We start from the raw sequence: 25,487 nt of genomic DNA, 5'->3' as shown, positions 1-25,487 counted from the left end.
CTGTTGTCCTCGGATTGTTCTGATTATATAAATTCAGAAGCGGTAACAATCCGAGTGACAAAGGCGAACACTACGTTTCTCCGGAATGATTCCGCCCTCTTCGCGAGCGACGATCATCTTGCTTGAAGTTTTTATTAATTTAGTCGCACCGATTTAAACCGATCAGTGCTCCTAATAAGTTAGTTACTTGTAAGGCCTACAGCTGTGGGCGAGCTTTGTGGTGGTCGGTGTTCTGCTCGAACGCGTGTGCTGCGCGCAGAACCGTTGACTCGTCGAACGCTTTGCCGATGATTTGCAGGCCGACAGGCATGCCTTCTGCAAGTCCGCATGGAATGCTGACTGCCGGTACGCCTGCAAGGCTGACTGGAATCGTCAGGATGTCGTTCAAGTACATCGTCAGCGGATCGCCAACTTGCTCGCCGATACGGAATGCCGTTGTAGGCGCCGTAGGTCCGATCAGAATGTCGTACTTCTCGAACGCTTGGTCGAAGTCACGTTTGATCAGCGTACGAACTTGCTGCGCTTTCTTATAATAAGCATCGTAGTAGCCGGAGCTGAGCGCATACGTACCAAGCATGATGCGGCGCTTCACTTCGGAGCCGAAGCCTTCGCTGCGCGATTTGCGATACAAATCGATCAGGTTCTCCGGGTTCTCAGCGCGAACGCCATAGCGTACGCCGTCGAAACGAGCCAGGTTGGAGGATGCTTCGGACGATGCGAGCAGGTAGTACGTTGCAACCGCATATTCCGTATGCGGCATCGACACTTCTTCCCACGTTGCGCCGAGGCTCTCGTATACTTTGAGCGCTGCGAGTACAGCTTCTTTGACCTTTGGATCTACGCCTTGGCCCATGTATTCCTTCGGAACGCCAATGCGGAGACCTTTCACGTCGCCCGTGAGGGCAGAAGTGTAATCCGGAATTTCAACATTCGCCGAAGTGGAATCCATCTGGTCGTAGCCAGCGATCGCCTGCAGGACGTATGCGGAATCCTCTACATTTTTCGTAAGAGGACCGATCTGGTCAAGCGACGAAGCGAACGCTACGAGACCGAAACGCGATACGAGACCATACGTTGGCTTCAGACCAACGATACCGCAGTAGGAAGCCGGCTGACGGATCGAACCGCCTGTGTCGGAACCGAGCGAGAAATACACTTGACCAGCTGCAACCGATGCAGCGGAACCGCCGCTGGAGCCGCCTGGTACATATTCTGTATTCCATGGGTTGCGGGTCGCGAAGAAGCTAGAGTTCTCGTTGGAACCGCCCATCGCGAATTCGTCCATGTTCAGTTTACCGATCGCAACCGATTGTGCAGCCTTCAGCTTGCGAACAACCGTTGCATCATAGATTGGATCATAGTTGCGCAGGAATTGGCTCGCACATGTCGTACGCAGCCCTTCCGTCACGATGTTGTCCTTGATGCCCGCGGGCAGACCAAAGAGCAGACCGCGTTCGCCGCCTGCCTGCAGCTGCTTGTCGAGCTCTGCCGCTTGAGCGCGAGCGCCCTCTTCATTCAATGTAAGGAATGCTTGAACTGCCGAATCCGTATCAGCAATCCGTTTGAACGAAGCTTCTGTCAATTCGGATACGGAAAACTGCTTGTCCTTCAATCCGTTATGTATATCCTGCAAGCGCAAATCAAACTGTGCCAACAGTCGTTCCTCCCTTCATCTATCAAACCGGTCAGCGTGCTACTCGAGCACCGCCGGCACTTTAATTTGTCCATCCTCTTCATCAGGCGCATTGCGCAGTACTGCTTCGATCGACAGCGATTGACGCACTTCGTCAGCGCGCATCACGTTAGCGAGCGGCAGCACGTGGCTCGTAGGCTCAACGCCATCCGTATTCAGCTCGTTCAGCTTCTCGGCATATTTCAAAATCGCGTTAAGCTGACCCGTGAACGTTTCTTTCTCTTCGTCCGTCAATGCGAGGCGTGCCAGGTTGGCAACGTGCTGCACATCGTTCGTCGTAATACTCATCGTCATTCTCCTTCCACACTTGCGGTCATTCCCCCTATTATAGCCGATGGTCGACAAAAAAAGAAAGGTGCTGCACAAGCGCACAGCCCTTTCCTGCATGACGATGACGGGAGTAATTTGGATACAAAAAAAGCGACCTGCTGTAGGCATACAGTCGCAGGAACGCCGTGGTTTGTGCTACTCGATGAAGAATAGGATTAGATCCATGCCTTGAGGCGGATTTGTCGAACAAAATCTTCTGGACTCTGCGTCTCTTCCGTCGGCTCTTCGGCCGCCTGATCTTCTGCTTCGCCGCCATTCATAATAAAGCGGAACAGCTCTTCGTTGCGCGTCAGGAGCGCGTAATCGATTAGCGCCTCGCGCTCGATCCGGTCAACCTCTTGACGGACAAGCACTTCCTCACGCTCAATATCGTCGCCAGGCACGAGGAAATTCCGTCCCGCCTTCGGCACACGTACAACATATTCAAATATATTATCGGCATTCCGATCATACGCGATTACGTAGCCGTACTCGCCGATCGGCAAATTTTGCTCAAAGCGATCATCTACGATAATGACCTTCTCTCCAAGTTTCAGCATGATTTGCTGCCTCCCCTGTTCCAAGCTTCCAAAGTGTTACTGACTCTATCCTACTAAAATTTAAGAGGGAAGTCCAATCGGAAGTCAGACAAATATCGCGAGGAGCTAGAGTGGTGCCAGAGTGTAATAGGGTGTGAGAAAGAATCCAGGCTTACATTGAACTTTCCATGAGGCAATGGAACAATTTCTGCTATCCTTTAATAGCTGAGGTATACATAATAGTCTTATATAGCAATAATCATTTAGGACGTGACGCAATGAAAATGAAATGGCTGCTAAGCCTCTTAGCTTGCGCGTTTCTGTTCGTCGGGTGTACCTCATACGATAAGCTGGACAGTCCCTCTTTAGCCGAGTTTCGTGATGGTATAGGGAGCCAATTCCCTGATCTCGTCAAACTCGACTAGCATCATACCGCAAATAAGGAAAAACCAAAAAAGCTGCTATCCTTCCGCCAATGCGAAGGATAGCAGCCCATTACTAATTCCTACAGCACAAACAACTGCTCCTTCGTTCGCGTCAACGCTCTTGGCGGCGTTCCGCCCGCTGTGATGACGTAGCTGTTCTCAATGCCGACGACACCAACGCCTGGGAAGGTAAACTTCGGCTCGACCGCCAGCACCATACCTGGCTCGAGCGGCATATCGAAGCCATTAGCCAGCACCGGCCACTCGTCAATCTCCAGACCAATGCCATGACCAAGGAACCGAACCTGATCAGCTCCAAAGCCCATGAAGTGATCCGCGAGCCCGTGATCGGCCGCGAGCTTCAATGAAGCGTTGTATATATCCGAGCAGCGCGCCCCTTCAACCATGAGCTTCTCGACCTCACGGATAATGTGTTCAGCCGACTTGTATGCTTCCTTGAGTTCATCCGAGAGTTCGCCGATAACAGCCGTACGCGTCTGGTCGATAACATAACCATCAATGCAGCAGCCCAAATCTAGCAGGATCGGTTCATTACGTGCGAAGCGTTTCATGCTGACGCTCTGCGGTGCAGCTGGCCCCAGTCCTCGTCCACCTGCGGGTCCATCAAAATATGTAGGCTCCGCCGCAGCTGTTCCTGACCCAACCATCCCTGTCGGAACCTCCTGGTTATAGCCACGAAGACGCATCACGCCGATATGTCCGCGACGTCTAACGCCGTATTCCACGCGGGCAATCCATTCGAGCTCGGTCACGCCTTCTTTCAACTCAGGCAGCGACTCTGCAAGCGATTCCTCCAGCGCCTGTGCCGCCCGCTCAATTCGCTCAATCTCCCAAGCAGACTTGACCATCCTAGCACGGCGCAGCAGTGGAGAAGCATCTATTAAGCGGCTCAAACCGCGATCTGGCAATGTCTTGTCACCATATGCTTCTGCTACGAATGAAGCCAGCTTCAAATAGGTCGCCGCAGGCAGCGCATCCAGATCAGCTCCAATAAGCGGCGGTGTATCTCCTTCGAATAACGACGTATAATCCTTCCGCAGCGTCTCGCCGAATCGACTGAATGAACCTAGCGGTATTGTACGAATCGAAGCCTCCTGCTTCGCACGTTCAATACTGCGTCTAACGTATAGGATTGGCTCTCCTTCAGCTGGAACGAACAAATACCCCGTCTGCATCGTACCGGTCCAATAAAGGATCGAAACATTATGTGTAATAAGAACGGCATCCAGCTTGTCATCGGCAAGACGCTTCTGCAAATTCCCAATCCGATTCGCAATCTCAGCCGCTGGAATCAGCTCATACTGATCCGCAGCAAACTCATTCGTACCAGTCATTAAGTATCAGCTCCGATTTATCATTCATCCCCCACATTACAACAGTTTTCAAGTATGCAGTCAACCGCTTAGCTCCGCCGCCCCCTTCACATACCAATCAATCGGCTCAAGAGCGCTGAACGCCCTTGGATAATCCAGATGAATAATAAGAATGACGCCGGGGTGTTCAAGCGTAACTTCGTAGTTATAGGTAGAGTTGCGATAGATATAAGGAAACGTCTCATCCGCGTTGATGACTTTGAAAACAACGATTTCGATCGGCTCCTGCAAATACGATCCGGCAAGCGGCTTCAAATTGCTATCCAGCGACAGATTGGACATCAAGTACTCCTTCGCCGCCGCCGAAGCGCGCGTAGAATCGATCCATATCGTACCGCGAGCTAGCTGCTCTTCATCCATCTGCTGAGCGGCAGCATGTGCGGCCCGATTCACTGCGTGCTTCCCTTGGAACAACGCCTTCATCGCCATCTCCTCATCCATCTGCTGCGCATGCGCGGTTACCCACACGACCAGCATAAGCGCGAACAACAGCAGCTTCTCCATCGCCTCGACACCCCGGTTTCTTCTTAAGGTACATATTCACTCATTTTCATTCCTCGCGCGCTCATTCGATCGGTCGAGGGCGGAGGTTCAATACCTACGAGCTGATCGATTGTAAACAACCCCTCGTAAGGATAGCTGATCGTCAGAGACAGACCCGTACCGCGCAAAAGAGGAGCAGATGCACTTGTCGCAACGGTGCCGTCCGTGGATGCCACGGTGTAGATAATATCCGCCGACTTCAGACCAAGCGCAGCAAGCCGCGCCTTCGATTCCGCAATCATCGCAGCATCAATATAGCCGTGACTGCCGTTCGCTCCAATCTCCAGCAAGTAATCAACCTCCTGCTGAAGCGCAGCCTGACGAACGATAAGAATGTGCTTATAGATAGGCGAGAACATCATCCAACACAGCATAGCTGCAAATAAAACGAAGACGAGAATGCTCCGCATGCCTGCCCCTCCTTTCACGACTGATCATCGTTCCCGACCCTGACTTTCCTCTTTCATGCCCTTGCTCACTATGGGCTCATTCGCTGGATTGCTTCCCTTATATGACCGCCGCTTTGCTGCAGCTGCTTGTTCGTCCCATCTTCCCCTTCCACTACCTGCTCATAAATAAGAACGACGGTCAGCAGCAGTAGAATGGTCATTAATATGGCTCTCAACCTGCTGGCCTCCTGTACAGATTCATTGCGACATCTAAGGCGCAAGAGTTGAAATTTTCCCATTCGCTGTCGAGCCTTGTGAAAGGATCTGCTGCTTCGTGCCCGTCGTGTCACCGGCAATAATCGTGTTGAACAGCACGATAACAACAACAATCATCATGACCGCCATCAAAATGTTACGCATCCGCCTCACCTCCTTTAATAAAAAACGATCACCGTCGTTAACCGTTAAGTGATTGGAACAGCTGCTGTCCTTCACGCACCCACGGATAAAGAAATACTTCAAACATGTACATGATCGGCAAACCCGCGACCGTAAACAGCACGTACGAGGTCGTCTCCTTACGGCTTTCCTTGGCCAGCTCCAGCTTCTCCTTATAATCTTGAATGCGTTGGCGGAGCAGCTTGTAGAACTCTTCATTGTCGTGAAGCCGAAGCGAATCCAGCGTCTCTACGAAGCTTGCGCCATCATCCGTCCCAAGCCGCTGCTTGAATCGGCGCAGCGCCTCCTCCGCATCGTGATACCATTCGGCCAGCAGCCGCTGAAGATCGTTTTGCACCACCGTAGCGAATGGCACACAGCGCGACAGCTTCGTATGCAAATGCAAATTGGAGCCAGCGAAATAAAGCAGCTGATTGCTAATTTGAAAAACATCCTTCGTAATGCGATGCGAACGCATCCGATGAATGGAGCGAAGCCACGGCAGATCGAAGTACAACATGATAGAGGCAATAATGATTCCTCCGACAACGAAAACCGAAGGCCAGCTCCCTGCCCTTGTGCGCCAATACATGATGATCACTGCAGCGGCCGGGCATATAACGGAAAGCGCGATACGCCTTAGCACGATATACAACGCCGGGTCGCCTTCAACGCCGCATCCGCTAATGAGCGCTTCACGCTCCATGAAGGAAGGGTGGCTTCTCGACAACCGAAGCCGCGTAAGCAAGCGGTCCGATACGGTCGTCGTGCGCCAGTTTAAGCTGCTCAGGTGAAGCCAGCGCTGTTTGCGCTTCGGCAGCATCTGAAGCAGCATGTACAGCGCGATGAATAACAGTATGAATTGCGCAACGGTACCCAATCCAAGCACCAATCTGCCAATCCAGAGCGAGGTAGACATGGGGTTGCTCCTTTCTGTTTATATAGTTTAGGTACGGTCACTTGAATGACCCCGCCTACATTTTGCGCCGAGACAGCCAAATCCCCATCAGGAATGAAGCGAAGATAAGCACGATCGCATTCAACATCAGATCGCGGCCCTTCGGATCAACCAAATAATAGTGATAGGCATTCTCCGGGCTGTAGTGAACATTGAGTCCAACGAACAAAATAAGGAATAGAATCGGTGTAAAGTTCGCGATGCGAATCTCGAGCAGCTTGTTCCGCTCCTGTTCATTCGCGCGCCGTGAACGGCGCATATCCTTCAGCAGCTCACGCAAGCTCTCGCTAATGGTGCTGCCCTCCGACAATGAAACCCGCATCAGATTCACAAAATATTCGCCCCACACATGCCCGAGCGCCCCGGCGAAAATCCTTAAACTTGCCTCATCATCACCCCGGACCGACAGGTTGCGGTACAGCTGGTCGAACACCGGCTGCATCCGAGCTGGCAGGCGCCGCTCTTCAATCGTTCGCTGCAAGGCATGACGGACATGACGCTCCCCCGTCACAAGATAGCTCTGATAGAACAGCTCGACGGATGGCAGGAAGTCTATTCGTGTCTGCAGTTGACTCTGCAGCAGCGTCATTCGAACGATCGTGTACGGCATTAGACCGCCGATTACAGTGGGCAGCAGCGTCCCTTTCAAGCTTTGGAACAAGAGCAGCCCTACTATACAGCTGATTATGGCAAGTGCAAACGACAGTGTAATGAAAGCAAGCGGTTGAAAAGGTGCCCGCGTCGACTCCAGCAGGTCGGATAGATGCCGATACAGCTTCTCCTGCCGCATGAGCTGCGACTCCAGCAAGCCCGATATCCCTCGCTTCTGCTTATAATGCAGACGGCCCGCTCGATGGTTATGCGCAAGCATCCCGGCAATAACGACGCGGAGTGCTATGAAGAGCGTTATAAACAGTGCCACAACAAGCAGCACAATGATGCTCGACTGATCCTTCATCGTTGTAATCCTCCGACTGCTTCACACCCCATATCCACTTCCCGCTGCATCTCAGACGGAAACGGAATGACGCCGTGCCGACGGAAACGTTCCATCGCAGCTGACGAAGGCGCCACGGGGTACGTCCACTCCCCGCTTCCTTCATCGTACCGTACCCAATCGTTCACGAGGACCACTCCGTCCTTCCAGCCGATCTCGCCAATTCGGCAAATGCGGCGTTTTCCGTTCACGATCCGCAGCTCAACGCCAATCTGTGTTACATATTCCGCTATCCGTTTCGTCAGCCGCTCTGGATTCATCCCCCGGCCATCCAGCATACACATGTCGCTGACCGCTTCTGGCACGTCCTCCAGCGTATTTGCATGGACGGTCGTCATACTTCCTTCGTGTCCACGCGTGCAGGCACGGACATAGATGTTCGCGTCTTGGTCCCGAATCTCGGCATGAACGATTCGTTGTGGCGATTGCCGCAGAGCCAGCTTGAACGCCTGCGCTGATCGGTGTGCCGAATCGTCTTCATCGAACTCGTACTCCACGGCATTTTTGTTTGGAAAATCCCGATGAATCATCATCTCCAGCCGATTCTCCAGCGTTATAATCCGCTCTTCGTCCGGCAGCTCGGCTATAAGCGACTTCATCAAGTGGGTTTTCCCTGAGTTGGTCGGCCCAATGATGACAAGGTTGAACTTCGCCTGAAGGATGTGTAGCAGCAGCTGACAGACCGTCTCATTCATCGTTCCGTAGGAGGGCTCACAAAGTGCCCGCAGCCGGAACAGCTGCACCGTATAGAAGCGGATCGTCAGCGTAGGTGAGGCTGTGAAGCCAAACCCCGTCATCGTTACGCGTGATCCGTCTCTTAGCATCACTTCCGCCCATCGCTTGCGCGGATTGATCCGATCGTTGTTGTAAAGCACAAGGTTCTGTTGAATTCGCTCCACGTCACGAACGGAATTGAAAGAATAACGAGACTGCACCGGCATACCGCCGCGAACCTCATAGATGCGCGTGCCGACCACTTGGATCTCCTCCAGCCCTGTCCGTTCCGCGAGAACCAACTCCAATACATTCAAGCCAATAACCTCTGCGAACAAAGCTTCTGCCAGCGACTCGTACGGATGGTTGTAATCCTGCAAATCATGAACCCGATGCCGGATGAGCCAATCATTAATAAGCGCCAGCACATGCTCTCGATCCTTGGCGAAGCCCAGCACAGCCCGATTCAGCCGTTCGCTGTATTGGTGTCGCTCCTCCTCCGTCATGCCGCGCGGAGCGGACAGGTAGGCGCGTACTTCGTCGGCAATTCTGGCGAAGCCGCTTCCCTCCTCGTCACTCCGACCTCTTCTGACAGCTAAACGCTCAACCGGTGAAGCCTCCGACCGTAATCTGGAGGAGAATCCAGCAGGGGAGAAACGCTCCTGTCCAGCTTGGTTCCCCTGACCGCCCCCACTCATGAACCTACCCCATTCCGATGAGCGAGCAGCTTGCGATACCACGGTTGACGATGCACCGATCGCACCCGTTGAATGTCATACTGCTGCATCCATTTCTGTGTCGGCTGCTCCATGACAGCCTGCCCTTCGTCGCCAGCAAGCCATTGATCATATTGTCCACTGTCCAGCTGCATGAGCAGCGGCTTCGTCAACTGCAGCTCTCCCGCCAGCGGCAGCCCTGTTTCTTTGCGTACATCCTTCACACGAAATCCCCCCATTGTCCAAGGTGAATGAATAACTAGCAGCTCATAATTGGCGGATGGCACACCGAACAACGGCGATATTTGGCCAATCCAGCGATTCAGATCTTCTTGAAAATGCGACAATGCATTCGTCGTAACAAGCACCCGAGTCGATGCTTCACGTACAGCGCAGACCGTCGCAGCGTTATCCCAGTAGGCGCCAACGTCGGCGATCACAACATCAAACGTTCGACGAGCCGTATCGAGCAAATATTCCATTTGATCCGCTGTGTAGAACTCCGCCTGATCCCGCTCCATATTGCCGAACAACACATGAAGCCCCACGATCCCCCGAACGGGATACGTGCATCGAAGCAGTTGGTTTGGTTGCAAGGAGCGATCACGCAGCTCCGGACGAATATGATCCATCCCAACCTCCGGTTGATCCACCCCGATATAACGCTGCAGCTTCGCACTCTTCAAATTCAGGCACAGGTATCCGACCTTCGCGTCGCTGCATTGTGCAATCCGACAAGCGGCAGCAAACGCAGCTACAGTTGTGCCGATATTCGGGGTCGTCCCGATAAAAACAAGCAGCGGCGCAGCGTCCAGCTCCGTCACTGTTGATCACCTCCCCCGCTATTAGCCGCATCCACCATATCGAACGACTGCGGACTGAACGCGATGACCAGCTTCCCACCACTCTTGCACAGCTCGTCAATTCGAAGCCACTGCGCTTCCGTTAGGTTCAAATTGACGTACTCAATCATCGCATTCGCATCTCGCCGCGAAGCGTACATCCGATCTTTATCGTTATCTGCAAGCGACATTAGATTCGATTTATCGACATTATCCACTTCCAGGTTGCTCGATGACTTCACCGATGCGACCGTTATTGGTTCATCAAACAGCCTTACAGAAGGCGTGTTCTCTCCCGTTGCATACAACATGACACGGTCACCAGCACGAATGCCGTTGGAGACGGACAGCACATAGTTCCGTGGAATTTGGAACGTGGACTCTGAGCGATTCGGCATGAGCCGATAGCGATCCAGCTTCCATTTCAACACAGGTTCATCCACGCCGAGAGGAACGACCGCTTCCCAGCCATCCACATCTGCGGGCTGCAACAGCATGGAATCATTCACTGATGATCTCGCCAGCTGCATATAGGACAAATCATCTGACGTAACCCGCTCGCCCGCTGCGATATAACGATTCGGCACAACGACGCGCACCATTTCTTCATCCTGCACATGCCGCAGCTGCACCACATAGATGCTGTAGACAAGCACGCCTGACAATAATGCCGCTGCTAAGCTGACGGCTGTATTTCGTTTTTTACTCATGGACGATCGAACTCCTCTTCTGATCGGTCAGCGCTGATGCCTATCCATAGGACGCATAACACCCATGGAACGCAAAAAAGAACGCAGCCATCGCACGTATTTCGTGCGTATAGGCATGCGTTCTTCGCATCCGGTCATGTATGCAGCGCCGTCATCATCGACGGTTCGCTTAGATTTGACTATATATTAGCAAGCTAGGAGACATTTGTCTATCCTATATTTGTGAATTTTGTCGAATTTCATCCGATTGTGGCTTAAGAAGCTCAATGAGCCGCTGTGCCGCTTTGCTCAAATACTGCGCTTTGGGCCAAATTAAAGCGGAGCGCGACAAATCCTGCGGCCCGTCGATCGTATACACATGCAAACGATGACCGCCATAGCGCCGAAGCGAGGTGCCTGGAAGAATAGAAGCGCCAAAGCCGGACACGACAAGCTCCATGAGCATGCCAATATCGGAGCATTCCGCTGCAACGACCGGGGACAGTCCTCTCATATGGAACTGCTCTAGAATGAGATGGTACAACCCAAGCCCCTCCGTCGTGGGCAAAACAAGCGAATGCTGTGCGATTTGCGCATAGCTGACCGCCTCTGAAGCGCCTATGTCCAACGGGTCCGTCGTCACAAAATAAAGCGGCTCCGCCCCGAGCTCGACGTAATCGAAATCATCGAGCGCGATCGGCAGACGTACAATAGCTAAATCCAACGCTTTCTCTTTCACAAGCTTGGCCAGCATCCTCGTCTCGTTCTGTTGAATTCGGAACGTGACATTCGGATATAGCTCCCGGAACGTGCTAAGCACCTGCGGCAACCGCTCATCCGACAGCGTATTGACGCCAACCGATAGCTTGCCCCGCAGCCCAAGACCTGATTCCCGCACCTCAGCCTGCGCCTGATCCATAAGCCGGGTAATCGTCAACGCGTATTCATACAGTGTCTGCCCCGGTGCAGTCAGCTCGAGGTGACGGCCATTGCGGATAAACAACGGGACGCCCAGCTCGGTCTCCATCAGCTTGAGCTGCTGACTGAGCGGCGGCTGGGACATATGGAGACGATTCGCAGCCGATGTCACTTGCAGCTCTTCCGCCAATGCGATGAAATAACGCAGCTGTTTCATATCCATGGGACTCATACTCCTGCTTAAGACGATGTAATCTATATGATTATCATATACTTTTTGAATGTTATTAATATTATTCATATAGTTGCTCCCATGATACCATAGGTGCAGCATTCACATGCGCATATTACAAATGAGTGTTCAAAAAGCGGTCTTTTTGAACTACATCTACAAGAAAGCTGGAATGACAATGCTGGAACGCAATTCATCGCAATCGACAGCCAGTATGCTGCTTGCCGGCGTGCAATGGCTGTTCTTCATTTTTACGAATACGGTCATGGTGCCGCTATCGATCGGGCATGCTCTGGACCTATCTCCCGCTGTAATCGCTGAGTCGATGCAGCGCTCCTTCATCTTGACCGGCGCCGTCTGTATCGTTCAGGCTGCTTGGGGGCACCGATTTGCCCTAATGGACGGTCCCGCCGGCGTCTGGTGGGGGCTTGTCCTTAGCATATGCGCCTCCGCACCTGCGATGGGCATGGACCTTGGTACGGTCGCAGCGAGCCTAGCGAGCGGATTCATCATCTCTGGTGTGCTCGTCATCGTATTGGCATTATGCGGATTCCTCCGCGTGATGAAACGACTATTTTCCCCGAGCGTAATGGGGGTCTTCTTGTTCTTAATCGCCTTCCAGCTCGAGAACACTTTCTTCAAAGGAATGGTCGGCTATGACCAAGGCGGTCGGTTCGACCTGCCGATTGCCGGCCTGTCTGTTGTCATCATTGCGGTTGTTGCAATTATTCACATCAAAGGCAAAGGCGTATTCGGTCAGTTCTCGCTGCTCGGCGGCATTGTGTTCGGTTGGATTGCATACTCTTTGATCTTCGGTCAGTCGAGCCGAATTGATGCCGCAGGTACCGATGTCATCTCGATCTGGCATTGGATGCCGTGGGGAACGCCGCACATTGACGCTGGTATTCTCGTAGTCAGCATACTCGCGGGTATTGTGAACATGATGAACACGCTGACGAGCCTGACGGCTGCCAGCACGCTTTATGGGCGGGAATCGACCAGGAAGGAAGCGATCCGTTCGGTTCTATTCACAAATACGTTCTCCATAATCGCCGCCTGCTTCGGGCTTATTCCGTTCGGTACATTCGCATCTTCTATCGGTTTTCTCGAAAATACACGCGTACTGCGGCGGGGAGCGCTCATCGTTGGTGCAGGCCTGTTCATTATCGTGGGTGCCGTTCCGGCCCTAAGCGGCTGGCTTGTACAGCTTCCGCTGTCGGTAGGTGGCGCGGCGCTGTTCGCGGCCTATCTGCAAATGTTCGGCACAGCCTTTCGCACGTTGTCCAGCACGACGTACACGCCGAAGACGATCTACCGTATTGCGCTGCCCATCCTGACAGGCATCTGCATTATGAACCTGCCGGCATCGGCCTTCTCCGATTTGCCGCCGCTGCTGACACCGCTGCTGTCGAATGGCCTTGTTATCGGTGTTCTGCTCGTGCTAGTCGTGGACAATGTGGTGAAATGGGATCGGATCAAATAAGGCTCAAGTAAGCCCGAAACAGCTTGCCATAGTAACTCACAGGTAACTCCATTACTTGAAAGTGCGTTCTTCCGCAATCTCTCCTGACGGACTAAGATGGACACATCGGATCCAATCCAATATCCCAAAGGAGAGAATATAACTTATGAAATTGCAATTAGCGCTTGATCTCGTGAACATTCCGGAAGCAGTAGAGGTTGTCCAAGAAGTGGCTGAATTCATCGACATCGTTGAAATCGGTACACCTGTTGTTATCAATGAAGGACTGCACGCAGTAAAAGAATTGAAGAACGCTTTCCCTTCGCTTCAAGTGCTGGCCGATCTCAAAATCATGGACGCAGGCGGCTACGAAGTCATGAAAGCATCTGAAGCTGGCGCCGACATCATCACGGTACTTGGCGTATCCGATGACTCGACGATCAAAGGCGCGGTTGTTGAAGCACGTAAACAAAACAAAGAAATTATGGTCGATATGATCAACGTAAAAGACATGGCTGCACGTGCTCGTGAGATTGACGCACTTGGCGTCGACTACATCTGCGTTCACTCCGGCTACGATCATCAAGCGGCGGGCCTGAACTCGTTCCAAGACCTTGCGACGATCAAGAGTGTTGTGAAAAATGCTAAAACAGCAATCGCTGGCGGCATCAAGCTCGACACGCTTCCTGAAGTCATCAGCGCGAAGCCTGACCTCGTCATCGTTGGCGGCGGCATTACGAGCCAATCGGATAAAAAAGCAGTCGCTGCTCAAATGCAGCAGCTGATCAAGCAGGCCTAATTCATGACGGCCACTGCTGCTGCGCCAATTCCGGCTATCTTACTGGAATTGCAAAGAACGCTTCAGTCTGTCGATGAGCTGCAGATCAATAAGCTGGCTGAGCACATTATCGGTGCCGGTACGGTCTTCGTCGCAGGCGCAGGACGTTCTGGACTTATGATGCGAGCGTTCGCGATGCGCCTGATGCATCTGGGAATCCGCGCATATGTCGTCGGCGAGACGGTGACACCAGGCATCGCAGCTGGCGACCTGCTCCTGATCGGCTCCGGTTCCGGGGAGACGAAAGGTTTGGTCTCGATGGCTAGCAAAGCGCAGTCGCTGCAGGCGACTGTCGCGGCTATCACCGTCGTGCCTGAATCCACGATCGGCTCGCTGGCTGCCGCGCTCATTCATGTGCCCGCCGCGACCAAAGAAGCCGGTACGACGGCAGCATCCATTCAACCGATGGGGAGCTTGTTCGAACAGAGCATGCTGCTTGTCCTTGACGCCGTCGTCCTGCGGCTGATGGAGCGAACCGGACTACGTGCCGACGCCATGTTCGGCAATCACGCGAACTTGGAATAGCATGTCTGAATGCGCTCGTGCGCTTGATAAACAATAAAGGCTGGCTTAACGGAGCAGTGGCAACACCACTTCGTTAAGCCAGCCTTATTTTTATATATACATAGTGCTAGTCTCGAATCCGGTACAGGTTCCGGTAACCAAGCTCCTTCGAGATCTGTTCGGCATACTTCTTCACGAAGAAGCTGTATTTCTCGACATTGTCAGGTGTGAACCGTATGGATGGGCCTGCGCAATTGAGCGAGCCGATAACCGTGTTCTCGTAAGAGAAGATCGGAGCGGCAATTCCTGTCGTTCCTTCGGTCATCTCCCCATCTGTAATCGCATAGCCTCGGCTGCGGATCAGCTCCATATCCTTCTCGATATATTCGCGCGTCAGCGGCTTCAACGACGGATGCGAGGCCCAGTCCGCTTCGGATAGAATGGCGTCACGTAGAGGCTGAGGCATGTAAGCTAGGATGACACGATTCGAAGCACCGATGAAAAGCGGCAGCTTGAGCCCGATCGGCTCGGATATTTTGAGAATTTGCGGTGAGTCGATGCTGTCGATATAGACTCCTTCGGTATTTTCCCGAGAGGCAAGATAGATCGTTTCCTTCGTATGGCGGCTCAGCTCCTCCATGAACGGGCGCGAGATGGAACGGAACATGAGGCTATCCCACATGAGAAAGCCGTATTTCATAATGGATAGGCCGAGCTTATATTTCTTCGTCTTCTGATTTTGCGCAACAAAGCCATGCTCGGAGAGTGAATTCAGGATGCGGTGCACGCTCTGAACCGGCATATCCAGCTCTCGGCTAATCGTCGTGACGCTAACTTCCTTATCACTACCCTGTGGTACCAGCATGTCTAAAATTTGAATAGCTTTCGTTATAACGGACACGACCGCACCTCCCCAAATCGTTCGAACTGTCACTTTAACGTTAACTAAACTAACATTAAGCCTATTATACTGTATGATCCACCTGTATGTTCAAGAGGGATAGGTAAGATCGTGTAAATTTTTCTACCTTAACTCTAAGCCAAGAGCGGAAAGGCTGATGCAGCTTATGCACCAGCCTCCCTAATCACAGCGTTATGATCGTATAAATGCCAACGGCTAGTATGAGCAGTGAGATGCTGCTGCACAGCATTGTATGCTTCGTGAATTGGCTCCTCTGGCGGTACGCCTCATTCAATTGTCGTGCGGCAAAATACATGCTGACGAGATTGACCACGAACAGCAGCAGCATCAGAATATTCATCATGAGCGATGACCCTTCGCCTGATGACGCCTGCCCGGACATATGATGCGCGTGCATCTCTGTCGCCGATCCCATTAGAATCGGGGCGGACAAATAATGCACAAGATGCAGGGCTGCTGCGCCTGCGGTGGAATAGACCGAAAGCAAGGCGTTACGCGAACCCATCAAACGCATACCAAGCTGCGACATGGCTCCACCCCTTTCTATGAGCTTCTTTGACCTAGCTGCTTAGCTGCTATACGATCAACTACTATGCGCTTAGCTTTGGCAGCCGTCCGCTTTCATCTTGCTGCCGCAGTAGTTCTTCTTCGGCTGTGCAGGCAGATCAAGCGCCGGGCTTTGGTTGAAGAAGCTGACCGGCTTCAGCATGAAGCCGATATAAGCCGCAGGCATGACCGGCCAGTCCTCCGGACGAGGCACGTGCGTGTGACCCATCGTGTACCAAACGACGATGTCGGTGTTCTTAATATCACGGTCCTGCTCCGCCCAATACGACAGACCATCCCCGCCAATATGCTGATTCGGGTATTTGCCGGAAGCGTACAGCTCATCTTCGTTATAAGGCGTCACCCACAGGTGGTGCTTGATGAAGCCGGCCCGCTTAAGAAGACTCGAATTGTCCGATGCAAACGGGAAGCAGTTCTCGCCCGTTACGATTTTGTACCCGACCGATTGGCCCAGCTCATTCTTCACGTTGTCATTCACGAATTTCCAGTAACGAGCCGTCTCCAGCTTAATATCCCGTTTCGCCTGTTGTTCCGTTTCAAGCAGTGTCGACTTCGCGTAGAATGCGTTCTCACGCGGGTTATCTGGCCCAAGCTCCTCGGAGACGACGTTCACCTCGTACACCGAGTTGTCGTTGCCGTCCAGCTGCATATCCATTCGAACGTTGAAGAAGTGCTGGTGGTTCGGCGCATACAGCTCTGGACCTACCATATTGCCGTATTTCGGCTTCTCGCCCGGGTGCAGACCAGCAGTGGAAAGAATGCCCGTCAGCTTCACTTCGAATTGAATGTTGCCGTCTTGATACAGGTACCAGAAGAAGCCGTATTCGTAGTTCGCAACCGTCGAGATGGAGGAGACGACGAGTCTGCGGGAACGTCTCACCTCAACATCATTCGTCCGCCAGTCCGTATGCTTCCACAGAATGCCGAAGTCCTCTTCGTGCATGCAGATCGCATTTTTGATGACAAAAAGCTCGCCCCGGCTGTCGGACATGACGCCGTCGAAATATTTGATATAACCAACACAGTCGCAGCCAAGCTCCAAGCTGTTCGCCAGCTGGCCGATGCCGTATTCGCCGCTGTCGAATGCATTCTTGCGGTTCTGAATCGGACCCGGGTCGCCGTAAGGAACGACCATCTCGGACAGAGAGCCGCGGTACATGATCGGACGCTCGCGTCCTTGGTCATTGTAGGACAACGTATGGAGCGTCAAACCTTCACGGGCATTGAAGCCGATGCGGAACTTCCACTTCTCCCACTCCACCTCATGGCCGTTGATCGAGAAGCTCGGACCTTCCGGCTGCGTGATCTCAACAGGCTTGATCGTATTGCGCAGCGGACCTACACGATCCGGTGTGTAGTTGAATTCCTTCGATGGAATGGCCGTGTACTCATACTCTTCTACCCGAAGCACTTCCATTGTGTTCAGATCGATAATCGGCACAATCGGAAGCGGACGCGCATAACCGTTGTCCTTCTCATCGCTGCGGAGGAAGCAAAGCGGCCTTGCCAAACGAACCGTTGCATCTTCTTCCGTCCCCCAGTTGCCCGGCGACCACAGGTCGACCATGACGAGCTCCGGCGTATCGATGCCAAGTCGCTCGAGCGCTTCTATGAACAACAGACTCTTGCGAACCGCTGCCTCGCACTCGACTTGCTCATCCAGCATAATCATCGGCTGCACCCCAGGCACATGGACCCAGGAGACGACTTGCTGAGAAGCGAGCGATACGACCGCCTCGTACGTTGCATTCTGTTGTTTGTTCAAAATAATAATGAACACTTCGCGATCGAACGGCTGCGTACCATCAAACCCGATCACAACCTCCTTCTTCGGCTCCTTCAGCGATACCGTGACGAAGCGGTCCGCCTCCGTCAGTTGACGTTGATCCTTCAGAATTTGTACGGCCGCCTTCAGTTCTTCACGCGAGAGCGGCTCCAATGGGTGATTCGCTAACGTTACAGAAAGTTGTGTCATGTTTTTCCCTCACTTTTCGTATTTGATGTGAACTTATGTGACAATCATATCCCGTAAAAGATCGCCCACATATACCCATTTCCCGCATATTGAGATAAAAGAAAGTAAATTCTGAAAAATCTGACCATTTATCATATAGTGGGATACTTCAATGTACGAGACCTACGACTTCAGGCCATAATCATGTCATCAAATCTTACATATATATTAGGAGGGATTGAACGATGCGATCAACGAGAAGGTTCAATGGATGGAAAAAGTATGTACTCGTTCTTGCTGTACTCGTACTTAGCCTCACCCTGCTGCCGATGGCGGCATTCGCAGAGGATACGGCTGCTGCCGCTTCCGCGGTCGACACCGGAGACACGACTTGGATTATCGTTGCTACTGTTCTCGTCATGTTCATGTTCATGCCAGGACTGGCCTTATTCTATGGAGGACTAGTTGGTCAACGCAACATTTTATCGACTGTCATGCACAGCTTGAGTGCATTCGTCATCGTTACATTAGTATGGGTGCTCTGGGGTTACAGCTTCGCCTTTGGTCCAGGTGTAGGCGGGGTGTTCGGCGGATTCGAGTTCCTTGGCTTCGATGGTGTCGGTATGGATGCCAAAGACGGCCTGACCATCCCTCATCTCATCTTCGCGTGTTACCAAGGAATGTTCGCCGCAATTACGACTGCGCTCATCTCTGGCGGCGTTGCAGAACGTATCCGTTTCTCGGCATGGGTTGCCTTCTGCGTCCTGTGGGTATCGCTTGTCTATGCGCCGATGGCGTACTGGGCTTGGGGCGGCGGCTGGCTGTCGAAGCTTGGTGGTCTGGATTTCGCAGGCGGAACAGTCGTTCATATTCTCTCTGGCGTCAGCGCATTGGTCGCTGCTCTGGTGGTCGGCAAACGCCGTTCCTTCCCGAATCAAACCCTGCCTCCGCACAATCTTATCTTCTTCATGATCGGCGGCATGTGTCTCTGGTTCGGCTGGTTCGGCTTCAATGCCGGCAGCGCCCTTGCATCCGGCGGACTGGCAAGCCTTGCGGTCGTTACGACCCAAGTCGCAGCAGCGGCAGGCGGTGTTGTATGGCTGGCGATGGAATGGAAGCTTCGCGGCAAAGCAACGCTCGTCGGCGGCGTAACCGGCGTAATCGCCGGATTGGTCGCAATCACGCCGGCAGCCGGCTTCGTATCGGTGCTGTCCGCGATTCCGATCGGCGGACTGGCAAGTGTGATCTGCTACTGGGGACTGCATGTCGTGAAGGCGAAGCTGCAATATGACGACTCGCTCGACGTATTCGGCATTCACGGCATCGGCGGCATATGGGGCGCGATTGCGACAGGTATTTTCTCCAGCACAGAGGTAAACCCAGCTGGTGCAGACGGCCTGATCCACGGCAATGCAGCACAGGTCGGCATTCAAGCAATCGACGTTCTCGTCGCAGTCGCTCTTGCTACAGTAGGCACATTCGTCATCTTGAAGGCGATCTCCTTATTCACCCCGCTCCGCGTTACCGAAGAGCAAGAGCTGACCGGCCTCGATCTCAGCCTCCACGGCGAAAATGCGTACAACACATTCGAAGCGGTGCGCAGCGAGCTGCCTAGACCACAAGGAGATTTCAGTCCAGGCGGTTCCGTAACGGCTATCCCTGAGATGAAAGGAGTCTAACCAGGCATGAAACTACTAACGATCATCGTTCGACCCGAGAAGCTGAGCAGCGTAACAGCGGCCCTCCACACCGTCGGCATTAGCGGCATGACAATAAGCGATGTGCGCGGTCAGGGCATTCAGAAGGGCGTGCGCACCCACTATCGCGGCGTCGAGTACCAGACCGATTTTGTGCTCAAAAATAAAATCGAGACCGTCGTCAGCGACGACATCTATGAGCCAGCGCTCGAGGCAATCATCGATGCGGCCCGAACGGGCTCCATCGGGGATGGGAAGATCTTCGTCACCGAAATCGCTGACGTGATCCGAATCCGAACTGGCGAGCACGGCAAGGACGCTTTGGGTCAGAAGTAGATAGCAGAACAGAAGAAGGCCCTGCAGCACGGTATGCTGCAGGGCCTTTTTGGATCAAATACAACGCTGGATTGCCGCCGCTCGCGCTCATGCTCTCACGCTCTAGCTACAACTTGCTAGCTAGCTAACTAGCCGCAATTCGGTCCAGAATGGAGTGAAGCATGCGGAACGATGCCTCACTTCGGTTCGTCTCCGACCGGATGCGTGTCGAATCCTGCACATAGGGCGCCGCTGTTAGTTCGTTCGCCCAGCGCGTAAGCATCTGATCGATGCAGGCCGGTGTCGTTTCGAGATGAAACTGAAGGGCCAGGACACGGTCTCCCCACGCAAAAGCCTGCTGGCCGCACGCTTCCGATTCCGCTAGACGACGAGCCCCTGTCGGCAGCACATACGTATCGCCATGCCACTGGAACGAGTGAAATTCCGCCGGCAGATCATCTAACCAAGGATGCTGCTCGGATGTCCGCGTAATTCGATGCCAACCGATCTCTTTGGCCTCGTGACGATGTACACTGCCGCCGAGAAGCTCCGCCAGCATCTGAGCTCCGAGACAAATGCCTAATATTTTCTTATCCTGCGCAATCGCTCGTGTAATAAACCGCTTCTCTGGCGCCAGCCAATCAAGCTTCGCATCATCATAAGCGCTCATTGGACCACCGAGAATGACCAGCAGATCTGTTGTTGTAAGCCACGCTTCATGCAGCCCTTTAGATGGATCCACGATTTGCAGATGATGCCCGCCATGGGATGCCCAGTCCTCCAGCGCCATCGTATCGTCGAATTCAAAATGCTTCAATGCCAGTACATTCATGCGTTTCCCTCCAAGCATCATCCGTCGGCCGGATCTATTAACCTCTATACCGTAATCGTACACTCGCATGGCGGACAACGCAGTCCCCTTTTCCCATATAGTAGGATTTGCTCGAATAAAACTTGTCTAAAATGAGAAAACGACAAGAACGCCGACACGTCAAAGAGCTGATCCTTACGACCCAGCTTGCAATTTAAATAACAAAAAACCCTCTGCAAGCTTAGCTCGCTAGAGGGTTAGATGATTTAAAAATCGATTAATCCAACGCTAATTTGCAGCGCTTCATCGACTTTACGCATCATTTCGTCGTCCAAATGCGTTATTTTGTCGGTGAGTCGCTGCTTGTCGATCGTACGAATCTGTTCGAGCAGCACAACAGAATCACGATCGAAGCCGTGCGATTCCGCTTCAATCTCGACATGTGTAGGCAGCTTCGCCTTCTGAATTTGAGCGGTAATGGCCGCTACAATCACTGTCGGACTGAATCGATTGCCGATATCATTCTGGATGACGAGTACGGGACGAACGCCGCCTTGCTCAGACCCGACAACGGGTGACAAGTCCGCAAAAAATACATCGCCGCGTTTTACGATCAAGCTTTACACCCCGCTTACGAGACGGCCGAGCGTGAGATCGGCATCTTCCTCCGCGTGAAATGCTTCCGAGGCCATGTTCAAGTTGATCTTTGCCATCTCCATATATCCGCGCTGCATCGATTCGCGGATCTGCCGCTTCTTTCGCTCCATCAGATACAGCTTCATAGCTTGACGGATAAATTCGCTGCGGTTGGAATTTTCTTTGGCGACGATGCCGTCGACTTCCTCCAGCAGCTGATCCGGCAAGCTGATCATGATCCTCTTGGTGTTCTGCATATTGGCCACCGAACTCGCACCTCCAAAACTTTTCCAGACCCTTATAACCATTATGTCAAAATAACGATGGCGCTATACTCCACATACTTATGAGACGAATAGAAGCCTTATGCAACGGTCTGAATGCTGCACGTCCATCTATTCGAAAAGGATGCCAAATCGCCATTTCAAATCCGATTGCAATAAATTTCGCGATAAAACTCATTTTTCCTGCTGCAAATCGCAAATTATGCACTGGAAATTCGCACTAATCCAATAATGGATTGACAACTGCTGTCACTTCATCGCCTCTTCTGTAGACACGAGGTATGCGAGCCGCGAGCATGCAGATTACTTCGTATGGAATCGTGCCGAGCTTCTCGGCGATTTGCTCTGCTGTAATACAAGCTTCGCCTTGACGGCCAAGCAATACAACTTCTTCGTCCTGTGCGACCTGATGACCATCCGTCTCCGCAGGAGCAAGTGCGATCATACACTGGTCCATACAAATAGTGCCGAGAACTGGAACGCGTACACCGCGTACAAGCGCCTCCGCTTTGCCAGTCAGCATTCGGCTGAAGCCGTCCGCATATCCGATCGGCAATGTGCCGATTCGTTCTTCACCCGCTGTTATATAACGCGCTCCATAGCTGATTCCCCAGCCTTGAGGCGCCGTCTTCGTCATTGCAATTGCCGTCTTCAGCGACATCACGGGCTCAAGCTGAATCCGCTGCTTATTCACTTCTTCTGATGGATAGAGACCGTACATGCCGATGCCAAGACGAAGCATGCCATGTCCCCATTCCGGTGTATCAATGCCTGTCGCGCTATTCGCTGCATGGAACAGTTTGATCGGCAGTTCGTTCTTTTTGACGTAGTCGACTACGCTCGAGAACCGCTCATACTGCTGTTCCGTATACGTTTTGTCCAGCTCATCAGCTTTGGAATAGTGGGTGAACAATCCTTCAACGTGGATCTGCTTCACCTTCAGTGCGCGTTCGATGAAAGCTTCCGCATGGCCGCCTGCCAGCTTGCCAAGACGTCCCATGCCCGAGTCGATCTTGATATGCACCTTGAGCTTCTTCTCATTGTTCGGCAGCATAGCTGCAGCCTCAAGAATATCATCTCGGAATAAAGCAATCGTAATATCATGATCCCGCGCTGCAATAAGTCCTTCAACCGGTACATAACCTAACACTAGAATCGGAGTACGAATCCCCTTCCGACGCAGCTGGAGGGCCTCATCCAGAAATGCAACTCCCATGTAATCGACGCCGAACGCTTCCGCTTCTCGTGCAATCTCTACAGCACCATGTCCATAAGCATTCGCTTTCACAGAAGCCATCAGCAGCATGTCACTTGGAATCGCTTGTCGAAATGCCGTCAAATTGCTGCGCAACGCATCAAGCGAAATTTCCGCTCGCGTTGCTCGATAATAAGCTTCCACTCTTCGTCACCTTCTTCTCATGCCGTAGCAACCCAATAGAAACTATGTTAAAGGTTGCGGCTAGCAGTGTCAATGAATCGAAGCCGTTTTCCGAAGGGAAGAAGTTGGAAAAACCTCTGTCGTGGCCACCCGTGATGAGTGACCTACAGCGTTGCGGAGCAAAGCAGCTTCGTAAGCATGAGATCGTTTTTATCGCCTAAAGCAGTATAGGGACGGCGTCGATCCTGATCGGATCGCGCCGTCCCTTGTAGGACTGCCGATTTACTCTACTTCGTTGCGCCTTCATCCATCGATTGGGCAATAAGCACCATTTCGGACTCCGGTAGATCCGCACTCGTCATGCGGTATTCGACTCCTTCATAGGTCCACGTCAGCGTCTGCTGCTCTTCACCGTCGCTGATGGAGCCCATCGTAAAGCCGAGGTCGAGCATATAGCCCGGATTGTAGGATGCTGCCACATCCTTCGGCTGCGTTTGAATGATACTGAAATTGTACGCGCCTTGATAACGCTGCATGATGCCTGGGTTGCCGCCAAACGTAATTTCCTGCGAGTCCTTGAACGCGACACCTGCAGGCAGGTAGGCCGGATCAAGTTCAAGGAATTCAAGCAGCGGCTGCGCTGTCGTCTCATCGGCTTGCTGATCGTCTGCCTGATCGTCCGTTACGCCTTTATCACCCGTTGAGTTCGTGTTGCTGTTGTTTTGCTCATCTGCACCGTTCGTTGATGCATTGTCAGTGGATGGCTCCGTGCTGCTCGTCGTGCCTTGCTGATCGGTGCCACTCGTATTATTAGCATTGTTTGCTTTATCCGTGCTGCCCGCTTGATCGTTCGTCGATGGCGTGCCGCTAGCATTCAAGTTCGCCTGCGTATCGAAGGCGTTCTTATCGAATTTCGGATCGAAGTTAAATTCATCGAACGTCACTTTCACCATGACAGATGCATTCGTATCGGACACTTCGACTTGGCGAGGCGCGAAGTCCTCTTTGTTCAACCAAATCTTTTGCCGAGCGAGCGATCCGTTCTGGTAGTTAGCCATGACGTCGAATACATACGAATCGTTCTCTGTTGCGAATTGTCTCGATTGGTCGAGCAGAATGCTGGACAGCAGCGTTTGGTACAAGTAAACCTGTCCTTGGTTGTCCGGCCAGTCGCTTTGGAAGCGGAACACCTTGTTCAACCTTGGCGTCAGCACGAACACGCCGTCATCGTTGCGCAGTACGATCTGAGTAATATCCTTCTTCGCATTCGTCAGAGCAATTCGATAGTAATGATCCTTCTGGTACCATACTTCTACCTTGTACTCGAGCGGTTGCTGGCTTGTATTGAGTGTCATCGTACCTTTGGCTGTGTAGCTCTCCAACTTGTTCTGTACCTTGTCCAGTTCTTTGACTACTGAGTCTGCATTTTTAGCTCCGCAGGCGGAAGCCACCACCGTGATGAGCATCATAATGGCCGTGATCAATACGATCCGACGCATGCGATCAACCCCTTCAGCACTTTGTGTGAACAACTGATAACATGTCTATGTGCGGACTTGGCCAAATATGCAGACTAGCTTGACGAGCATGACAAGCTAGGGGTTGGATGGTGGCGGTGGCGTTGCTCCTGGCGCTGGTTTGGTGCAGTTCTGCACCTACAGATGCTCCATTGCACCATTCGGCGGCACGTAGGTGCAGTTCTGCACCTACAGTTGCTCGATTGCACCATTCGGTGGCATGTAGGTGCATTTCTGCACCTACAGATGCTCAATTGCACCATGTGGCGGCACGTAGGTGCATAATTGCACCTACAGTTGCTCGATTGCACCATTCGGCGGCACGTAGGTGCATTTCTGCACCTACAGTTGCTCGATTGCACCATTCGGTGGCACGTAGGTGCAGTTCTGCACCTACAGATGCTCGATTGCACCATTCGGCGGCACGTAGGTGCATAATTGCACCTACAGATGCTCGATTGCACCATTCGGCGGCACGTAGGTGCATTTCTGCACCTACAGTTGCTCCATTGCACCATTCGGCGGCACGTTAGTGCATTTCTGCACCTACAGTTGCTCCATTGCACCATTCGGTGGCACGTAGGTGCATAATTGCACCTACAGATGCTCGACCGCTCCTTGAGGCGGCATGTAGGTGCATTTCTGCACCTACAGTTGCTCGATTGCACCATTCGGCGGCACGTAAGTGCACTTCTGCACCTACAGTTGCTCCATTGCACCATTCGGCGGCACGTAGGTGCAGTTCTGCACCTACAGTTGCTCGATTGCACCATTCGGTGGCATGTAGGTGCATTTCTGCACCTATC

At 52.6% G+C, this 25,487-nt stretch carries 28 protein-coding genes; 5 read left to right on the top strand and 23 right to left on the bottom strand.

All coding sequences use genetic code 11. The features are described 5' to 3' along the window. Nucleotides 1–196 precede the first annotated feature (196 nt). The 14 genes from gatA to DFQ01_RS23785 all read right to left on the bottom strand — a co-directional run bounded on the left by gatA (nt 197) and on the right by DFQ01_RS23785 (nt 11,787). Entirely contained in the window at nt 197–1,654 is a 1,458-nt protein-coding gene (gene gatA / locus DFQ01_RS23840) for an Asp-tRNA(Asn)/Glu-tRNA(Gln) amidotransferase subunit GatA (protein WP_110046412.1), read from the bottom strand. A 39-nt stretch (nt 1,655–1,693) separates the two neighbouring features. Beyond that, on the bottom strand, nt 1,694–1,981 hold the full coding sequence (gene gatC, locus DFQ01_RS23835) for an Asp-tRNA(Asn)/Glu-tRNA(Gln) amidotransferase subunit GatC (protein WP_110046411.1): 288 nt from the start codon (nt 1,979–1,981) through the stop codon (nt 1,694–1,696). 197 nt (nt 1,982–2,178) lie between these two features. Beyond that, nucleotides 2,179–2,562 carry an ATPase gene (locus DFQ01_RS23830; RefSeq protein ID WP_110046410.1) on the bottom strand — a complete coding sequence of 128 codons (384 nt, stop codon included), beginning with the start codon at nt 2,560–2,562 and terminating at the stop codon, nt 2,179–2,181. 484 nt (nt 2,563–3,046) lie between these two features. Continuing rightward, nucleotides 3,047–4,321: a M24 family metallopeptidase gene (locus DFQ01_RS23825; protein ID WP_110046409.1), complete on the bottom strand. Its 1,275-nt coding sequence runs from the start codon at nt 4,319–4,321 to the stop codon at nt 3,047–3,049. A gap of 60 nt (nt 4,322–4,381) precedes the next feature. Then, nucleotides 4,382–4,864, bottom strand: coding sequence for a hypothetical protein (locus DFQ01_RS23820; RefSeq protein WP_110046408.1), 483 nt, complete (start codon nt 4,862–4,864; stop codon nt 4,382–4,384). A gap of 23 nt (nt 4,865–4,887) precedes the next feature. After that, on the bottom strand, nt 4,888–5,313 hold the full coding sequence (locus tag DFQ01_RS23815) for a hypothetical protein (RefSeq protein ID WP_110046407.1): 426 nt from the start codon (nt 5,311–5,313) through the stop codon (nt 4,888–4,890). A gap of 68 nt (nt 5,314–5,381) precedes the next feature. Beyond that, nucleotides 5,382–5,528: a hypothetical protein gene (locus DFQ01_RS31235; RefSeq protein ID WP_174812825.1), complete on the bottom strand. Its 147-nt coding sequence runs from the start codon at nt 5,526–5,528 to the stop codon at nt 5,382–5,384. 34 nt (nt 5,529–5,562) lie between these two features. After that, nucleotides 5,563–5,712: a hypothetical protein gene (locus tag DFQ01_RS31230; RefSeq protein WP_174812826.1), complete on the bottom strand. Its 150-nt coding sequence runs from the start codon at nt 5,710–5,712 to the stop codon at nt 5,563–5,565. Between the two features lie 37 nt (nt 5,713–5,749). Then, nucleotides 5,750–6,649, bottom strand: coding sequence for a hypothetical protein (locus tag DFQ01_RS23810; protein WP_110046406.1), 900 nt, complete (start codon nt 6,647–6,649; stop codon nt 5,750–5,752). Between the two features lie 55 nt (nt 6,650–6,704). Beyond that, nucleotides 6,705–7,646 carry a type II secretion system F family protein gene (locus DFQ01_RS23805; RefSeq protein WP_110046405.1) on the bottom strand — a complete coding sequence of 314 codons (942 nt, stop codon included), beginning with the start codon at nt 7,644–7,646 and terminating at the stop codon, nt 6,705–6,707. Continuing rightward, the gene (locus DFQ01_RS23800) at nt 7,643–9,097 is read right to left on the bottom strand and encodes an ATPase, T2SS/T4P/T4SS family (RefSeq protein WP_110046404.1); all 1,455 of its coding nucleotides are present in this window, start codon (nt 9,095–9,097) and stop codon (nt 7,643–7,645) included. The genes DFQ01_RS23805 and DFQ01_RS23800 overlap by 4 nt, the downstream gene beginning before the upstream one ends. Continuing rightward, nucleotides 9,094–9,939 (bottom strand): CpaE/TadZ family protein, encoded by an 846-nt coding sequence (locus tag DFQ01_RS23795; RefSeq protein WP_245946852.1) that lies wholly within the window; start codon nt 9,937–9,939, stop codon nt 9,094–9,096. Before DFQ01_RS23795 ends, DFQ01_RS23800 begins: the two co-directional genes overlap by 4 nt. Beyond that, nucleotides 9,936–10,667, bottom strand: a complete 732-nt coding sequence (locus DFQ01_RS23790; RefSeq protein ID WP_110046403.1) for an SAF domain-containing protein — start codon at nt 10,665–10,667, stop codon at nt 9,936–9,938. Before DFQ01_RS23790 ends, DFQ01_RS23795 begins: the two co-directional genes overlap by 4 nt. Before the next feature lie 214 nt (nt 10,668–10,881). Continuing rightward, a complete protein-coding gene (locus DFQ01_RS23785) occupies nt 10,882–11,787 on the bottom strand; it encodes a LysR family transcriptional regulator (RefSeq protein WP_110046402.1) in 906 nt (301 codons plus the stop codon). A 115-nt stretch (nt 11,788–11,902) separates the two neighbouring features. On the opposite strand from DFQ01_RS23785, the gene DFQ01_RS23780 reads away from it, so the two are divergent. The 3 genes from DFQ01_RS23780 (at nt 11,903) to hxlB (ending at nt 14,621) form a co-directional block, all read left to right on the top strand. Then, nucleotides 11,903–13,279 (top strand): uracil/xanthine transporter, encoded by a 1,377-nt coding sequence (locus tag DFQ01_RS23780; protein WP_245946851.1) that lies wholly within the window; start codon nt 11,903–11,905, stop codon nt 13,277–13,279. A gap of 145 nt (nt 13,280–13,424) precedes the next feature. Further along, nucleotides 13,425–14,057 carry a 3-hexulose-6-phosphate synthase gene (gene hxlA / locus DFQ01_RS23775; protein WP_110046401.1) on the top strand — a complete coding sequence of 211 codons (633 nt, stop codon included), beginning with the start codon at nt 13,425–13,427 and terminating at the stop codon, nt 14,055–14,057. 3 nt (nt 14,058–14,060) lie between these two features. Further along, a complete protein-coding gene (gene hxlB, locus DFQ01_RS23770; RefSeq protein WP_110046400.1) occupies nt 14,061–14,621 on the top strand; it encodes a 6-phospho-3-hexuloisomerase in 561 nt (186 codons plus the stop codon). A gap of 106 nt (nt 14,622–14,727) precedes the next feature. Here hxlB and DFQ01_RS23765 read toward each other — a convergent pair whose 3' ends face one another. The 3 genes from DFQ01_RS23765 to DFQ01_RS23755 all read right to left on the bottom strand — a co-directional run bounded on the left by DFQ01_RS23765 (nt 14,728) and on the right by DFQ01_RS23755 (nt 18,064). After that, nucleotides 14,728–15,501, bottom strand: a complete 774-nt coding sequence (locus DFQ01_RS23765) for an IclR family transcriptional regulator (protein WP_245946850.1) — start codon at nt 15,499–15,501, stop codon at nt 14,728–14,730. Between the two features lie 184 nt (nt 15,502–15,685). Next, complete coding sequence (locus DFQ01_RS23760; RefSeq protein WP_110046399.1) at nt 15,686–16,051, bottom strand: hypothetical protein; 366 nt, start codon at nt 16,049–16,051, stop codon at nt 15,686–15,688. A 69-nt stretch (nt 16,052–16,120) separates the two neighbouring features. Then, nucleotides 16,121–18,064, bottom strand: a complete 1,944-nt coding sequence (locus DFQ01_RS23755) for a primary-amine oxidase (RefSeq protein WP_110046398.1) — start codon at nt 18,062–18,064, stop codon at nt 16,121–16,123. Nucleotides 18,065–18,372: 308 nt separating this feature from the next. Between DFQ01_RS23755 and DFQ01_RS23750 the strand changes: the two genes are divergently transcribed. Beyond that, on the top strand, nt 18,373–19,722 hold the full coding sequence (locus tag DFQ01_RS23750) for an ammonium transporter (RefSeq protein WP_217490361.1): 1,350 nt from the start codon (nt 18,373–18,375) through the stop codon (nt 19,720–19,722). A gap of 6 nt (nt 19,723–19,728) precedes the next feature. Then, complete coding sequence (locus tag DFQ01_RS23745) at nt 19,729–20,076, top strand: P-II family nitrogen regulator (protein WP_110046396.1); 348 nt, start codon at nt 19,729–19,731, stop codon at nt 20,074–20,076. A 124-nt stretch (nt 20,077–20,200) separates the two neighbouring features. On the opposite strand, the gene DFQ01_RS23740 is transcribed toward DFQ01_RS23745, so the two are convergent. From DFQ01_RS23740 to DFQ01_RS31420, 6 genes are all read right to left on the bottom strand, one after another. Beyond that, a complete protein-coding gene (locus DFQ01_RS23740; protein ID WP_110046395.1) occupies nt 20,201–20,887 on the bottom strand; it encodes a type 1 glutamine amidotransferase in 687 nt (228 codons plus the stop codon). 245 nt (nt 20,888–21,132) lie between these two features. Then, nucleotides 21,133–21,483 (bottom strand): type II toxin-antitoxin system PemK/MazF family toxin, encoded by a 351-nt coding sequence (locus tag DFQ01_RS23735; RefSeq protein WP_040711809.1) that lies wholly within the window; start codon nt 21,481–21,483, stop codon nt 21,133–21,135. Between the two features lie 3 nt (nt 21,484–21,486). Further along, the gene (locus DFQ01_RS23730) at nt 21,487–21,768 is read right to left on the bottom strand and encodes a CopG family ribbon-helix-helix protein (protein WP_110046394.1); all 282 of its coding nucleotides are present in this window, start codon (nt 21,766–21,768) and stop codon (nt 21,487–21,489) included. A 238-nt stretch (nt 21,769–22,006) separates the two neighbouring features. Next, nucleotides 22,007–23,185, bottom strand: coding sequence for an alanine racemase (alr, locus tag DFQ01_RS23725; RefSeq protein ID WP_110046393.1), 1,179 nt, complete (start codon nt 23,183–23,185; stop codon nt 22,007–22,009). Nucleotides 23,186–23,451: 266 nt separating this feature from the next. Further along, nucleotides 23,452–24,663: a LolA family protein gene (locus DFQ01_RS23720; RefSeq protein ID WP_110046392.1), complete on the bottom strand. Its 1,212-nt coding sequence runs from the start codon at nt 24,661–24,663 to the stop codon at nt 23,452–23,454. Between the two features lie 547 nt (nt 24,664–25,210). Then, nucleotides 25,211–25,487, bottom strand: a 277-nt coding sequence (locus DFQ01_RS31420) for a hypothetical protein (RefSeq protein WP_219993712.1), incomplete at its 5' end; no start/stop codon positions are given.

It is taken from the genome of Paenibacillus cellulosilyticus (assembly GCF_003182255.1).
Lineage (GTDB): Bacteria > Bacillota > Bacilli > Paenibacillales > Paenibacillaceae > Paenibacillus_T > Paenibacillus_T cellulosilyticus.
The sequence above is the reverse complement of the archived record's forward strand: the minus strand, read 5'-3'. Positions and strand labels throughout refer to the sequence as shown.

What these genes read in the sequence shown, in the direction of transcription:
- hxlA (WP_110046401.1), top strand. Translation starts at nt 13,425, where the DNA reads ATGAAATTGCAATTAGCGCTTGATCTCGTGAACATTCCGGAAGCAGTA.
- DFQ01_RS23830 (WP_110046410.1), bottom strand. Translation starts at nt 2,562, where the DNA reads ATGCTGAAACTTGGAGAGAAGGTCATTATCGTAGATGATCGCTTTGAG.
- DFQ01_RS23755 (WP_110046398.1), bottom strand. Translation starts at nt 18,064, where the DNA reads ATGACACAACTTTCTGTAACGTTAGCGAATCACCCATTGGAGCCGCTC.
- DFQ01_RS23720 (WP_110046392.1), bottom strand. Translation starts at nt 24,663, where the DNA reads ATGCGTCGGATCGTATTGATCACGGCCATTATGATGCTCATCACGGTG.
- DFQ01_RS23820 (WP_110046408.1), bottom strand. Translation starts at nt 4,864, where the DNA reads ATGGAGAAGCTGCTGTTGTTCGCGCTTATGCTGGTCGTGTGGGTAACC.
- DFQ01_RS23750 (WP_217490361.1), top strand. Translation starts at nt 18,373, where the DNA reads ATGGCGGCATTCGCAGAGGATACGGCTGCTGCCGCTTCCGCGGTCGAC.
- hxlB (WP_110046400.1), top strand. Translation starts at nt 14,061, where the DNA reads ATGACGGCCACTGCTGCTGCGCCAATTCCGGCTATCTTACTGGAATTG.
- DFQ01_RS23745 (WP_110046396.1), top strand. Translation starts at nt 19,729, where the DNA reads ATGAAACTACTAACGATCATCGTTCGACCCGAGAAGCTGAGCAGCGTA.
- DFQ01_RS23800 (WP_110046404.1), bottom strand. Translation starts at nt 9,097, where the DNA reads ATGAGTGGGGGCGGTCAGGGGAACCAAGCTGGACAGGAGCGTTTCTCC.
- DFQ01_RS23805 (WP_110046405.1), bottom strand. Translation starts at nt 7,646, where the DNA reads ATGAAGGATCAGTCGAGCATCATTGTGCTGCTTGTTGTGGCACTGTTT.
- DFQ01_RS23740 (WP_110046395.1), bottom strand. Translation starts at nt 20,887, where the DNA reads ATGAATGTACTGGCATTGAAGCATTTTGAATTCGACGATACGATGGCG.
- DFQ01_RS23780 (WP_245946851.1), top strand. Translation starts at nt 11,903, where the DNA reads ATGCGCATATTACAAATGAGTGTTCAAAAAGCGGTCTTTTTGAACTAC.
- DFQ01_RS23785 (WP_110046402.1), bottom strand. Translation starts at nt 11,787, where the DNA reads ATGGATATGAAACAGCTGCGTTATTTCATCGCATTGGCGGAAGAGCTG.
- DFQ01_RS23760 (WP_110046399.1), bottom strand. Translation starts at nt 16,051, where the DNA reads ATGTCGCAGCTTGGTATGCGTTTGATGGGTTCGCGTAACGCCTTGCTT.
- DFQ01_RS23790 (WP_110046403.1), bottom strand. Translation starts at nt 10,667, where the DNA reads ATGAGTAAAAAACGAAATACAGCCGTCAGCTTAGCAGCGGCATTATTG.
- DFQ01_RS23810 (WP_110046406.1), bottom strand. Translation starts at nt 6,649, where the DNA reads ATGTCTACCTCGCTCTGGATTGGCAGATTGGTGCTTGGATTGGGTACC.
- DFQ01_RS31230 (WP_174812826.1), bottom strand. Translation starts at nt 5,712, where the DNA reads ATGCGTAACATTTTGATGGCGGTCATGATGATTGTTGTTGTTATCGTG.
- DFQ01_RS23825 (WP_110046409.1), bottom strand. Translation starts at nt 4,321, where the DNA reads ATGACTGGTACGAATGAGTTTGCTGCGGATCAGTATGAGCTGATTCCA.
- gatC (WP_110046411.1), bottom strand. Translation starts at nt 1,981, where the DNA reads ATGAGTATTACGACGAACGATGTGCAGCACGTTGCCAACCTGGCACGC.
- DFQ01_RS23815 (WP_110046407.1), bottom strand. Translation starts at nt 5,313, where the DNA reads ATGCGGAGCATTCTCGTCTTCGTTTTATTTGCAGCTATGCTGTGTTGG.